Origin of the sequence: Agarivorans sp. QJM3NY_29, assembly GCF_050870835.2 — a bacterium.
GTDB lineage: Bacteria > Pseudomonadota > Gammaproteobacteria > Enterobacterales > Celerinatantimonadaceae > Agarivorans.
In genome coordinates, this window is record NZ_CP194036.2 from 1,997,238 (window position 1) to 2,009,835 (window position 12,598).

General features: G+C 42.5%; 16 protein-coding genes and 1 riboswitch. Of the genes, 9 read left to right on the plus strand and 7 right to left on the minus strand.

Annotation, left to right across the window (positions count from 1 at the left end):
- The first annotated feature begins 15 nt into the window (after positions 1-15).
- From ACRRS0_RS09210 to pyrF, 4 genes are all read left to right on the plus strand, one after another.
- Positions 16-300 (plus strand): integration host factor subunit beta, encoded by a 285-nt coding sequence (locus ACRRS0_RS09210; protein ID WP_432453502.1) that lies wholly within the window; start codon positions 16-18, stop codon positions 298-300.
- A 93-nt stretch (positions 301-393) separates the two neighbouring features.
- Positions 394-684 carry a LapA family protein gene (locus tag ACRRS0_RS09215; RefSeq protein WP_432453501.1) on the plus strand — a complete coding sequence of 97 codons (291 nt, stop codon included), beginning with the start codon at positions 394-396 and terminating at the stop codon, positions 682-684.
- Positions 684-1,853 (plus strand): lipopolysaccharide assembly protein LapB, encoded by a 1,170-nt coding sequence (lapB, locus tag ACRRS0_RS09220; protein ID WP_432453500.1) that lies wholly within the window; start codon positions 684-686, stop codon positions 1,851-1,853. Before ACRRS0_RS09215 ends, lapB begins: the two co-directional genes overlap by 1 nt.
- A 5-nt stretch (positions 1,854-1,858) precedes the next feature.
- Positions 1,859-2,557 carry an orotidine-5'-phosphate decarboxylase gene (pyrF, locus tag ACRRS0_RS09225; protein ID WP_432453499.1) on the plus strand — a complete coding sequence of 233 codons (699 nt, stop codon included), beginning with the start codon at positions 1,859-1,861 and terminating at the stop codon, positions 2,555-2,557.
- Here pyrF and rrtA read toward each other — a convergent pair.
- Both rrtA and queC read right to left on the minus strand, forming a co-directional pair.
- The gene (rrtA, locus tag ACRRS0_RS09230) at positions 2,546-3,121 is read right to left on the minus strand and encodes a rhombosortase (protein WP_432453498.1); all 576 of its coding nucleotides are present in this window, start codon (positions 3,119-3,121) and stop codon (positions 2,546-2,548) included. The two genes, pyrF and rrtA, sit on opposite strands and share 12 nt — an antisense overlap.
- A 39-nt stretch (positions 3,122-3,160) precedes the next feature.
- Positions 3,161-3,823 carry a 7-cyano-7-deazaguanine synthase QueC gene (queC, locus tag ACRRS0_RS09235; RefSeq protein WP_432453497.1) on the minus strand — a complete coding sequence of 221 codons (663 nt, stop codon included), beginning with the start codon at positions 3,821-3,823 and terminating at the stop codon, positions 3,161-3,163.
- 66 nt (positions 3,824-3,889) lie between these two features.
- Here queC and queE point away from each other — a divergent pair, with 66 nt between their 5' ends.
- Both queE and galE read left to right on the plus strand, forming a co-directional pair.
- A complete protein-coding gene (queE, locus tag ACRRS0_RS09240; RefSeq protein ID WP_432453496.1) occupies positions 3,890-4,564 on the plus strand; it encodes a 7-carboxy-7-deazaguanine synthase QueE in 675 nt (224 codons plus the stop codon).
- A 54-nt stretch (positions 4,565-4,618) separates the two neighbouring features.
- A complete protein-coding gene (gene galE, locus ACRRS0_RS09245; RefSeq protein WP_432453495.1) occupies positions 4,619-5,632 on the plus strand; it encodes a UDP-glucose 4-epimerase GalE in 1,014 nt (337 codons plus the stop codon).
- A 44-nt stretch (positions 5,633-5,676) separates the two neighbouring features.
- Here the strand turns inward: galE and ACRRS0_RS09250 are convergent, their stop codons facing one another.
- Positions 5,677-6,084 carry an H-NS family histone-like protein gene (locus ACRRS0_RS09250; protein ID WP_432453494.1) on the minus strand — a complete coding sequence of 136 codons (408 nt, stop codon included), beginning with the start codon at positions 6,082-6,084 and terminating at the stop codon, positions 5,677-5,679.
- Between the two features lie 178 nt (positions 6,085-6,262).
- A riboswitch (Lysine riboswitch) is annotated at positions 6,263-6,434 on the plus strand.
- A 59-nt stretch (positions 6,435-6,493) separates the two neighbouring features.
- Between ACRRS0_RS09250 and ACRRS0_RS09255 the strand changes: the two genes are divergently transcribed.
- A complete protein-coding gene (locus ACRRS0_RS09255) occupies positions 6,494-8,062 on the plus strand; it encodes a Na+/H+ antiporter NhaC family protein (protein ID WP_432453493.1) in 1,569 nt (522 codons plus the stop codon).
- A 43-nt stretch (positions 8,063-8,105) separates the two neighbouring features.
- Positions 8,106-8,690, plus strand: a complete 585-nt coding sequence (locus tag ACRRS0_RS09260) for a thymidine kinase (RefSeq protein ID WP_432453492.1) — start codon at positions 8,106-8,108, stop codon at positions 8,688-8,690.
- Between the two features lie 21 nt (positions 8,691-8,711).
- On the opposite strand, the gene ACRRS0_RS09265 is transcribed toward ACRRS0_RS09260, so the two are convergent.
- From ACRRS0_RS09265 to ACRRS0_RS09280, 4 genes are all read right to left on the minus strand, one after another.
- On the minus strand, positions 8,712-9,092 hold the full coding sequence (locus ACRRS0_RS09265) for a MerR family transcriptional regulator (protein WP_432453491.1): 381 nt from the start codon (positions 9,090-9,092) through the stop codon (positions 8,712-8,714).
- A 100-nt stretch (positions 9,093-9,192) separates the two neighbouring features.
- Positions 9,193-10,449, minus strand: coding sequence for an outer membrane protein transport protein (locus ACRRS0_RS09270; RefSeq protein ID WP_432453490.1), 1,257 nt, complete (start codon positions 10,447-10,449; stop codon positions 9,193-9,195).
- 442 nt (positions 10,450-10,891) lie between these two features.
- Positions 10,892-11,611: a DUF3379 domain-containing protein gene (locus tag ACRRS0_RS09275; RefSeq protein ID WP_432453489.1), complete on the minus strand. Its 720-nt coding sequence runs from the start codon at positions 11,609-11,611 to the stop codon at positions 10,892-10,894.
- Complete coding sequence (locus ACRRS0_RS09280; RefSeq protein WP_432453488.1) at positions 11,604-12,170, minus strand: sigma-70 family RNA polymerase sigma factor; 567 nt, start codon at positions 12,168-12,170, stop codon at positions 11,604-11,606. The genes ACRRS0_RS09275 and ACRRS0_RS09280 overlap by 8 nt, the downstream gene beginning before the upstream one ends.
- A 142-nt stretch (positions 12,171-12,312) precedes the next feature.
- Here ACRRS0_RS09280 and ACRRS0_RS09285 point away from each other — a divergent pair, with 142 nt between their 5' ends.
- Complete coding sequence (locus ACRRS0_RS09285) at positions 12,313-12,597, plus strand: YfcZ/YiiS family protein (RefSeq protein ID WP_432453487.1); 285 nt, start codon at positions 12,313-12,315, stop codon at positions 12,595-12,597.
- Position 12,598: the final 1 nt, after the last annotated feature.

Sequence of the window (12,598 nt, forward strand, 5' to 3'; positions counted from 1 at the left end):
TAGCTTGGAGAATCCATGACTAAATCTGATTTGATTGAAATACTCGCGAGTAAACATATTCAATTTACCAGTAAAGAAATTGAGTCGGCGATTAAAGAAATTCTAGAGCAAATGACTAGCTCTTTGCAGGAAGGCGATCGGATTGAGATCCGTGGTTTTGGTAGTTTTTCTCTGCATTTTAGAGCACCACGGGTTGGGCGAAATCCTAAAACGGGTGAAAAAGTCGAACTCTCTGGAAAGCACGTGCCTCACTTTAAACCCGGTAAAGAATTAAGAGAACGAGTAAATATAGGTCTATAGTATTGTTTGTTGTACAAATAGACGATCTTGGCTGGTTAAATTAAGGTGATTACTGCATAATTTCCCTAGCTTTTATTTGGCTTAGGAGGTTGTGTGAAGGCGATATTTTCTACCTTACTTTTAGTTGTATTGTTTGTGCTTGCTTTAGCGCTTGGCGCTCAAAACGAACAGATCGTGAGCGTAAATTATCTTATTGCAGAATCAAGTATACGGCTATCATGGTTAATGGCTGGCCTCTTTATTAGTGGCTTCGTTTGTTGCTTGTTGTTCTTGTTAGCTTTTTATACCCGTATTCGGATAGAAAAAGTCAGCTTGAAGCGACGTTTAGTTAAGCAGCAGAAACAGTTGAATAAGTTGCAGAACGAGACGGTCAAGGATAATTAATGCTTGGCTTGTTGTTTTTGCTATTACCTGTTGCTGCGGCCTACGGCTGGTATATGGGCCAGCGCAGTGTTCGACAAAATCAACAACAACAAGCCAATCATGTTTCTAAACAATATGTTGAAGGTTTAAATCTACTCTTAGCCAATCAGTCTGACAAAGCGGTCGATTTATTTATTGACTTGCTTCAGGTTGATGCCGAAACCATCGATACTCACCTCGCCTTAGGTAACCTTTTTCGACAACGCGGAGAAGTTGACCGAGCTATTCGCATTCATCAGAATCTTATCGCCCGAGAAGGGATCGATATTGAACAGCGTAACTTAGCCCTACAACAACTTGCGAAAGACTATCTTGCCGCAGGTTTATTCGACCGCGCAGAAGCCTTATTGTTGGAATTGCAAGACGAGCCTGACTATCGGCAGTTGGCACTTAAGCAGTTGTTGAATATTTACCAGCAAACCCGAGAGTGGCAGCAAGCCATCGATATTGCCAAGAAACTTAGCCCTAAAGATCTTTCAGATGTGGCGCAACAAATCGCTCATTTTTATTGTGAACAAGCTCAAGAGTATGAAACGGCAGGCAAAACCTCCAAGAGTTTAGCCTTGCTTAAGAAAGCCTTATCTAGCGATAAAAATTGTGTTCGTGCAAGTCTCCATTTGGCGCAAATTCAAGCCAGCCAAGGGGATTATAAGACTGCGTTAAAATATCTTAATCAGATCCCAGAACAAGATATTGATTTTGCTCCTGATGCTTTAGCCATTTATAAGCGATGTAGTGAGCAGTTAGCAAAGCCTGAATATTACCGAGAATTTTTGGAATATAGCCTTGCGATTAAAGGGAGTGCTAGTGTGGTCGTTGAGCTTTCCGCGTTATATCAAGAAATGAATGGTGCTGAACAAGCTCAAGATTTCTTGGTTGACGAATTAAAGCGCCACCCTACTATGAAAGGATTTCATCATTTAATGGGGCTTCATCTTGATTCTGCTGAAGAAGGCCAAGCCAAGCAGAGCTTACAGGTACTAAGAAGCCTCGTGACCCAACAGTTAAAAATTAAACCTCATTATCAATGTCGACGTTGTGGATTTTCGTCGCATTCTATTTATTGGCACTGTCCCTCGTGTAAAAGCTGGGGCACAGTGAAACCGATAGTCGGGTTAGATGGAGAATAGAGTTAATGCAAGATCCGAAAGTATTAGTCGCCTTAGATTATGCCGATCTAAAGCAATGTATGGCCTTTGTTGAACAATTAGAGCCCGGCTCTTGTCGACTCAAGGTGGGTAAAGAAATGTTTACCTTGTTTGGTCCGCATTTAGTGAAAGAGCTTCATCAACGAGGGTTTGAGGTGTTTCTTGACCTTAAATTTCATGACATCCCCAATACAGTGGCTAAGGCTGTTGCAGCAGCGGCTGAGCTCGGGGTGTGGATGGTGAATGTTCATGCTAGCGGTGGCCGCAGAATGATGGAAGCAGCCAAAGCGGCATTAGTGCCATTTGGTGACAAAAAACCTAAGCTAATAGCGGTTACGGTGTTAACCAGTATGGAGCAAGCCGATTTAGCTGAGATAGGGATTGATTTAGATCCGCAGCAGCAAGTTGAGCGCCTTGCGACCTTAGCCAAGCAGTGTGGTCTTGATGGGGTGGTCTGTTCTGCGCAAGAAGCCGCTGCATTGAAGGCGATGTTAGGTAATGATTTTTCACTGGTTACGCCTGGTATTCGACCAGAGGGGAGCGCTCCAGGCGATCAACGACGAATCATGACACCTTCGCAAGCGATGGCTGTCGGTTCCGACTATTTAGTAATTGGCCGACCGATAACTCAAGCAGAATCGCCGGCACAAATGTTGTCGTCAATTAACCAGCAGCTATTGGACTGAACGGTTTCGCCATAAAGGCAGCCATGATAGTTGTGCTAGGCTAAGGCCAATTAAGGTATAGATGAGATGAGCATCAATAGCGATATCGATGCCTATCATTTGTTTTATCCATGGGTCAGCACCATAGATTTGTTCGAATAATAGTTTCATCGCTAAGCCTAGCACAACAACCATCCCAATTTTTGCTCTGCCCTTGATGATATCAATACAGGCCGCATAGGCGATTAAGCCATGGATGAGAGCTGACAAACCAACATACTCGCTATAAGGTCCATAAAGTAGGGCATAGCCCCCTATACCAGAAATAATTAAACTTAATTGTAAAAACTGCCGGTTAGAGAGGCGATCATTGTAACAAAAATAAATGAGGATGAGGGCCGCAATATTCATCAGCCAATGGGTAAAATTGTTATGGCAAAAGTTACCACTTAGTAGGCGCCAATAGTGACCACCTAAAATGGCGCTACGTTGCCAACTGGCGGTATCGGCATGGGGTAACAATAACCACGAAACACTTAACATGAGCCATAAGAACCAATGTTGCTTTAGGATTAGTTTAAACATTAAAGTCCATAGTTTGCAGGGTTAAAGCGCGCAATTGGATTATCCCATCTCATAGTCTAGCGGATCGGTGACTTGATTTAAGTGAAAGGCTTCTAGTCTTTCCTGACAGGCGCCACACTTACCGCAGGCTTGCTCTCTGCCATTATAGCAAGTCCATGTTTTGCTATAATCTAGTTTCATCGCTAAGCCATCTGCTAGGATTTCTACTTTGGATAGTTCTAGGTAGGGGCTTATTACCTCAACTGCCTGATAGTTGGCGATAAGACTAACATCATTCATTTTTTTGACAAATTCTGGACGGCAGTCAGGGTAGATGGCATGGTCTCCAGAATGCGCGCCGTAAAAGACTTTTTTCGCACCGATTGAAACGGCATAAGCTATTGCTAACGACAGTAAAATCATGTTGCGGTTAGGGACCACTGTCGATTTCATGGATTCTTCTTGATAATTGCCTTCCGGTATATCGATGTCTGAAGTGAGCGAAGAGCCAGCAAGTAACTGATTGATACTACTAATATCGACAATCTTATGGTTAATTGCTAAGTCTGAGCAAACATTTTTGGCAAAGTCGAGCTCTTTGAGATGGCGTTGTCCATAATTAAAGCTTAAGGCATAAGCTTGTAAGCCTTGCTGTAAAGTTTTATGCAGCACGGTATAAGAATCCATTCCACCAGAATAGATAACAACGGCTTTTTCTTTCATTGTTTGCTCTTTAAAATGTGTTTTAATACAGAGTTAGATTCTCGCTTATTATCTATTAGGATACAAATGTCGCAACGCTATTTACCGATCAACGAAATTTTTGAAACCATTCAAGGAGAAGGTTACTACACTGGCGTTCCCGCTATATTTATTCGGTTGCAAGGATGCGATGTTGGTTGTTCGTGGTGCGATACAAAGCATACTTGGGGGCTTGAACCCACACAACAGTGCGAGTTTGGTGAGATTATCGGTGTGTCTGGGGATAAGCCGCGTTGGGCCAATGCTTCTGTAGAGAACTTAGTGGCACAATTACAAACGTATTCGGCAACGCATGTGGTGCTTACTGGTGGTGAGCCCTGTATTTATGATTTGAGAGACCTTTGTGAACGCTTGTTACAACGTTCTTATACGGTGCAAGTTGAAACCAGTGGCACTTACCCTATTTTAGTTAGTAGCAAGGCTTGGGTCACTGTATCTCCCAAAGTGGCGATGCAAGGAGGCAAGCCTATCCTTGAGCAAGCTTTGTTGCGGGCTGATGAAATAAAGCATCCCGTGGCCAGAGAAAAAGATATTGAGAATTTGCATGAATTGTTGTCTGGCGTGTCTGGTGATAAAGATTTGACGATTTGTTTGCAACCGATAAGCCAACAAGCTCGTGCCACTCAATTATGCATTCAAACTTGTATTAAGAATAACTGGCGTTTGTCATTACAAACCCATAAATATCTGGGAATAGATTAATCTGTCTATTGTTACTTTCTAATTAAATAAATTTCAGCGTAATTAAGGATTATTATGGCTATATTGGTTACTGGTGGTGCCGGATATATTGGCAGTCATACTGTCGTTGAGTTATTGACCCAAGGTGAAGAGGTTATTGTGGTCGATAATTTGTGTAACTCACATCTTGCCGCACTCGACCGAGTGGAGCAAATAACAACAAAAAGACCTATTTTCTATCAACTTGATGTTATGGATAAATCGGCATTAGATGCCGTTTTTAGTAAGCATGATATTAGTGCGGTTATTCATTTTGCAGGCTTAAAAGCAGTGGGGGAATCGACAACGATACCCTTGCATTATTATCAAAATAATGTATCAGGAACCTTAACTTTATGTGAAGTGATGGCAAAGTATCAGGTTAAAAATTTAGTATTTAGTTCTTCTGCGACGGTATATGGCGACCCACACGAGGTTCCCATCTTAGAAAGTTTTCCGACTGGTGCGACAAATCCTTATGGTCGTTCTAAATTGATAGTAGAGCAAATGTTAGGGGATTTATATGCGTCAGACAATAGTTGGAATATTGCTTTGTTACGCTATTTTAATCCAGTTGGTGCACATCCATCGGGTTTAATCGGTGAGGATCCAAATGGTATCCCTAATAATTTGGTGCCTTATATTACGCAGGTTGCAGTGGGTCGCCTAGCACAATTGAGTGTCTTTGGTGATGATTATGATACCGTTGATGGTACTGGGGTGCGTGATTATATTCATGTGGTTGATTTGGCCAAGGGGCACTTGAAGGCGCTTACGAAGTTAGCAACTAAACCTGGGTTAGTCACCTATAATTTGGGCACGGGACAAGGCTATAGCGTGCTGGAAATGATTAAAGCTTTTGAAGCAGTCTCAGGTGTGACGATCAACTATCAAATTTCAGCTCGTCGTCCCGGAGATATTGCGAAGTGTTACTCTGATCCGAGTCTGGCCAAACAACAGTTGGATTGGCAAGCAGAATTAACCTTGGATAATATGGCTGAAGATTCTTGGCGCTGGCAGCAAGCAAATCCGCAAGGATTTAGTGCTTAACTATAATAAATAAAAGCGAGCTTTAAAGCTCGCTTTTCAATTACTTAAATAAGGAAATCCGCTTTGGTTTTGCCTTCATTTTTAATCGCTTTTTGAATCGGTGAAGGTGTGCGGCCTTGTCCGGTCCAAGTTTTCTCTTCGCCATTTTCGTCTACGAATTTATATTTTGCAGGTAATGGCTCGCGTTTTTTTCTTTCTTTAACGGGAGCTTGTTCAATCATCGATAATAATTCATTCGGATCGATGCCATCTTGTTCTAGTAAGGCTTTGTATTTTTCTAATTTTTCTTGTTTTTCTCGTTGTTGCTGTTCTTCTTCAGCGCGAACTTGGTAACGTTCATCTAAAATAGATTTAAGCTTGTTGTAGCTTTCTTCTATCTGTTCAATTGATAATTCTTTAGTCGCCGCTTTCAGGCTTCTAGCATTTAAAAATACTTTGATAAAATCGGTCATGTTTGTCCCGCTTATATTAATTAGCTTTATTTAATCGACATCTAAATTTTAATTAGATCTATGCGCTTGTCAATTATGTCTTTATAAATAATGAAATGAACATTTAAATAGGTCGCTTTTTCCTTTTAAAGTTTAGGTTGAAAATTCTGTATATAAGGGTAGAATCCAGCTCCTAATGCTAGTATGTAGAGGTGCTCTGACCAAAAGTAGTACAAAATGGGGTGATGCCATTGGTTTTGTACAAAAGGGGTCAGTGCCGAAGTAATAGGTGCTATCAACGCCGATTGCTGGTGCAGTATTTAATAAATGCTGCATTGTCATAGTAAAAACTATGGAGAGCTACAGGGTTTTTAGCTGCATCAAGTGCGGCGGACTCGGTTTGTTCTCAGAAATAATAGACCGAGAAGCCATGCAAACACTTTCTTATTCAGATTCTTTATTGTCAATTTTGCCGCCAACTATTGCCTTATTAGTGGCACTAATAACCCGTCGCGTTATTACCGCCCTATGCTGTGGTATTTTAAGTGGCGCATATTTGCTCAGTGATTACTCCATTAATGATAGTTTTGTTTATCTATCTCAACTAGCTGTAGGCTTGGTTTGGGATGAGGGCGAAGCTAATTTCTGGAATTTGCAAATCATTCTGTTTTTATTATTGCTGGGGGGGATGACCAGTTTAATGAGTGCAGCTGGCTCCACTCAAGCCTTTGCTGAATGGGCAAAACGAAGAATTAAAACTCAGCGCCATGCCACCATCGCCACTGCTTTATTAAGCTTTGTGGTATTTGTAGATGACTACTTTCATAGTTTGGCGGTTGGCAGTGTCGCTCGTCCGCTCACCGATCAGGCGGGCGTCTCGCGCGCCAAGCTTGCTTATTTATTGGATTCCACTGCGGCGCCGGTATGTGTATTGATGCCTTTATCGAGTTGGGGCGCTTATATCATTGCTTTGGTTGGAGGCTTGTTAGTCAGTCATGGAATCACCAATATTACGCCCTTAGCGGCTTTTGCTACCATGATTCCCTTAAATTTTTATGCAGTTTTTGCTTTACTAATGGCCCTAACTGTCGCCTATTTTAATCTGAATATTGGTCCCATGAAGCAACATGAAGATGCGGCCGCGGCGGGGCAGTTATTTGACCCAGCCAAGGGCACGCCACCAGGCAGCATAAACCATGACTTTCAAGCGAGTAATGGCTCACCTTTAGGCTTGGTATTACCGATCATCATATTAACGTTGGTCACTTTTAGCTGTTTTGTTGTAACTGGTGCAGCAACTATTGAATCGCAGGTCTCCTTTAGCCTGTTACTGGCATTGGAAAATACAGATGTTACTTTATCGCTGGTGATTGGAGGTGCTGCCGCATTGTTGCTAAGTATGGGCTTTGCTGCCAAACAGAGTTTAAGCCTGCAGCAGATTATTAATGCTCTCTGGCTTGGTATTAAAGCGATGAGCCCGGCGATTGCTATTCTGTTGTTTGCTTGGTCAATTAGTGGTGTGATTGGTGATATTGAGACGGGTAAATACTTGGCCTCGAGACTCACTGGTTCGATAGATCCAAGCATGTTACCAGTGTTGCTGTTTATTCTTGCTGGTGTGATGGCTTTTGCTACGGGTACCAGCTGGGGGACATTTGGTATTATGCTGCCCATTGCTGCAGACATGGCGGTGGCCAGTGATGTGAGTCTCATATTGCCGATGTTGTCGGCGGTGTTAGCTGGGGCGGTTTTTGGTGATCATTGCTCGCCGATTTCGGATACCACTATTTTGTCATCGACAGGTGCTGCCTGTCATCATTTAGACCATGTGGCGACTCAACTTCCCTATGCTTTATTAGTTGCATTGATCAGCATTGCTAGTTACATCGTGATGGGAATCACCGGAAATGTGATGGCGGCCTTATCGATTGGTCTAGGCTTATTTGCTATCTCCACCGCGGGTTTATATTATCTGCAGCAAACACCTGTCAAAGCTTAAAGGCTAGGCAGATCGAACAATAATTTTAGGGACTTTGTTGTAGATGGCTTCATTACATTTTAAATATGCGGCAATGAATTCGGGAAAATCGACTCAATTAATTCAGGCTCATTTTAATTATCAGGAGCGAGGCATGAACCCATTGGCTTTGCTTCCTGCAATGGATACAAGAGATGGTGAAGGGATCATCAAGGCTCGAGTCGGCTTGTCACTGCGTGCCGAAACTTTTTGCACACAACAAGATCTGTTTGAATTAGTACTTACTAAACAGCGCCAACAGTCTTTAGATGTGGTGATAGTTGACGAAGGGCAGTTTTTAAGTCGCGCTCAAGTCTACCAACTTGCAAACGTTGTTGATGAGCTAAATATACCAGTCATGGTTTATGGTTTGAAAACGGACTTTTTAGGGGAGTTGTTTGAGGGGGCTTATCATCTGTTATGTTTGGCAGATAAACTTGAGGAACTGAAAAGTATTTGTTGGTGCGGCAACAAAGGGCATTTCAACGCCAGAATAGATCTCAATGGACAGGTGGTTCATGAAGGTAAACAGATCGAAATTGGTGGTAATGAGCGTTATGTCTCTTTATGTCGTAAGCATTTTATTCAAGGGAATGCGGGAGAGCATTAAGGCTTATTGATCTTTGGTGGGTCATTTAGAGAGTGCGTCGTGGCAACGGCGCTCAGCAGATTTAAGTTCCATTAATACAACTTGAATATCTTCTAATTGCTGCAATAAGCTGTGTTTTCTCGATTTTATTTTTTCGATCAATTGCAATACCTCATCACTGTTATTTAGTTTGGCATCGTAAAGATTAAATAATTCTCTGATTTCACTTAGCGAAAATCCTAAACGTTTACCTCTTAAAGTGAGTTTGAGTCTTAATTTGTCATGTTTGTTATAGAGACGTTTGTTGCCAAGGCGCTGTGGCTCAAGCAATCCTTGGTCTTCATAATAACGAATACTGCGGGTACTAATGGCAAATTCTTTGGCAAGTTCACTTATGGTAAATAATGTTGAGCTACGACTCATGTTTCCTCTGTTAACGGTTACTTTTCGAGGGGAATTAACGGGCTTGCTCAAGCCTCAGTAAAAGGTAGCCAGACTTAACTGACTACCTAAATTTAAATGTCTAGAAGCTATGGTTATATTGCATCGCAAAGATGTAAGCATCGCCTTTTGAGATAAATTCTACACCTTCTTCGTTAAAGCCACCTTCTTTACCTTGTATATAAGTAAACCCGGTATCGAAGCTACTGTACTCACTTAAGCTATAGGTAAATCCTAGTCCGTAATTGTAGCGATCATTATCGGGGATGCTGATGGTTTTATGAGTGCGCGAAGGACTTTGGTCGTAAGCCATTCCTGCGCGTAACTGCCATTGTGGGTTCAGGTACCAAGTGCCACCCAGTGCAAGTCGATAAGAGTTACTAAACTTCTCGTCTTTTTGCAACATCGTCGTGCCTTCAGAGTTGGTTGCTCTGATCTCCTGAAAGGTGCTCCAACCGGTCCATAAGTAGCTGTAATGAATTGCAAAGGCCTGATTTAATCGGTGATATCCAGAGAATTCAAAAATGTCGGGCAGGTTCAGGGTGAGCTCTCCCGGGATCACTTGTCCCCCAGTACCATAGGGGTTACTACTTAAGCCTTCAGGGATCTCTGAAAAGTAATCCCCGTCAAAGTCCAAGTCGACTTTAGAACGATAACTCACTCCAAAACGGTGGTCTTGATTAATTTCCCACATTGCACCAATGTTCCAGCCATACCCCCAACCATCACCCTCTACTGAGGCTGCGGTACCCGTCGCGGGAAAGGGACTACTACTACTGCCAAAGTTACGGATCAGCTTGGCGGTACCGTAAACAGCATTTACGCCGGCGCCAATGCTAAGCTGGGAATTAATTCGATAAGACACATTTGGGTTAAAGCTCATTGTCACCAGTTCGGTGTTACCACCGATCTGACCTGCAGCATAGTCACTGGGGTATTCGGTTGAAAGCCCAAAATTGGTAAATAGGCCAACTCCCCAAGCCCACTTGTCATTCAAGGGTTGAATGAAATATCCAGCAGGGACCAGTGCACTAGGAGCGACATCTTGATTGCTTAAGGCATTATCAAGACTAGCTACGCCATTGTTACCTTTTACATAAACGTCGGGCGAGATGTAGCTGAGCGCTCCGGATACGGCAATGCTGTCAAACATCGACATGGCTGCTGGATTACGAGCGAGAACTGCAGCATTGTCGGCGATTGCAGCTTCTCCGGCAAAAGCGCGGCCTAAACCGCTTGCGGAGTGTTCAACTAACTGAAAACCTGCCGCGTGTATCTGTGTTGCGGTTAGTGCACTTGATGCGGTGATAAGCGCGAGTGGCAATATCCTTATCTTCATCGTTTCCCTCTCTAATACGGCAAAAGTTTATCGTTATGGGTCTTGGTTAAGCTTTGCTTATCTATTTTGCTCCATTTTTTCAGGCTAAAAACGGTTTAGCTGAACTTTTAAAGCAAACAAACACCGTGAATGATTGTTTGCTTAAGTCGCATTCTTCGACCCTACTTGCTCTGTTTTGTATCAAGCGCTGACAAACAGTTGCAAATAATCTCGAAAGATAAGCAGGCCTCTAGTGAGCTGACCTCTGACCAGATTAAGAGAAAATGAACAAAATGTTAAGATGATGTTAATTGAGAATGTTAAAAGTTGGAGCTAACGCACAAAGTTAAACAAGTGTTTGATAATGATATTGGCCGATGTGGAGTGCTTGAGCTTGCCTCAATAAAAGAAATACTTCTAATAAAATAGTAAGTTAAGCTGAGTTCTCAGCTTAACTTGATGACTAAATCGATTGATTAAGGTCTTGAGTTAAAATTTCTACCGATTTTTCTATTGGTTCGTTGCGCTCACCAACCACGACTAAGCTGGCGTTTTGTAAGCGGGTGACGGTGCCGCGCATCTTTTTGTCAGCAAAATTTTCTTCCATCGCTAACTCTGTGGATTGAGGAACCACAAAGACATTAATGTTCGAGCCCATCTTGCCTTTCATCACCATATGAAAGGCTGGGCTGCCACCATAGGAGCAATGATTCACATAAACCACTTCACCGGGCAGTTGTTTAAAACTGGCTCCGTAGCGTTCAAGCTTGGCATTTACGGTTTGCAGGGATGGTTGCTCATCGACCCCGTTAATAAAGGGCATTTCTTCGTAAACATGGTTCAGGGCTATTTGCCCAATGTCTCCGGGAGCGGTTGTGTGCCAGTTTATCAAGCTAAAACTTAAACCCAGAACAAAGGCGACAGAGGCGGCCATTGCCATATGGAAGCGGGTTTTACGGCGGTAACGCGATTGTGAATCGTCAAAACTCTGGCGTAAAATGAGCCGTTCAGCAAGCCCTTCTGGAACCTCCACGTTGAAAGCTTGTTCCAGTTTATTTTCGAAGTGCTGCATTTCGTCATAAAGTTTTTTGTTTTTAGCCGTTTGATTGGCTTCCTGAATGAACGCTTCATCACGCTCACGAGGATTGGTATACAGCTGGCGGCGGAATTCTAGCTCATCCATTACTTTGTCCTCGATTTTGGTTATCTTCTAAGGCGTCTTTTAACTGATTACGCGCACGGAATAAGCGAGTCATAACGGTGTTCTTATTTAGCTCTAACATCTCGGCGATTTCATCTCCATTAAACCCGCCGATGAGTTGTAGTAGCAAAGGCTCTTTATATTCCGGTGCGAGTTTATCAATTTGTCGCCTTAACCACTCATTTTCAATTTGTTGCTCACTCGAAAGTGAGTGGGCATCAGCGACCGAATGGTCTTCAATATCCACTAAGTTCAATTGCTTACGTTCAAATCGGCGTGCATTTTCACGTCGCAATATAGTGATCAACCATGATTTAGCGGCCTTTTCATCCTTTAAACTATCGAGCGAACGCCATGCTCGGAGAAAAGTCTCTTGCACAATGTCTTCAGCGATATGTTTGTCACGAACTAACCAGTAGGCGTAACGGTATACATCTCGATTGTATGCCTGAACGAGGGCTTCATAACGTTTTTGTTTTGTTTGCATACCCGATACGACCGAGGCACTAGGATTTTTCTTTCGAAAAAAATTAATTTGCATGTAAATTCCTAGATAATACCTTACCTACTAATCTGTTATGATGACTCACAATAAAACATCCGAGGCTCATGTTATCGTCGCTCCAGTTTCCATGTAGATGGAGTGTTATAACTAAGGCTGACCGTAAAATAAAGGAAAATAGATGAAAACTAAGTTAGAAGAATCTAAAACTTGCTGTTGTGTCGATGTTGGCGCAGTGATTGATGGTGAAGACTGTAGTGTTGTGTTAGAAGAATTATTCGCCGATAAAGCTCAGGCAGAAAGTCGTTTAAATCTGCTGATTGAAAAAGCGCGTAAGGCAGAGTCAGATCCTTGTGAGATAACGAGTGAATTCACAGAAATAGAAGGTGGTGTTCAACTTAATGCATCATTTACCTTCTGTTGTCAGGCAGAAAGCCTAATTTTTCAATTAGGCTTAAACCGCTAAT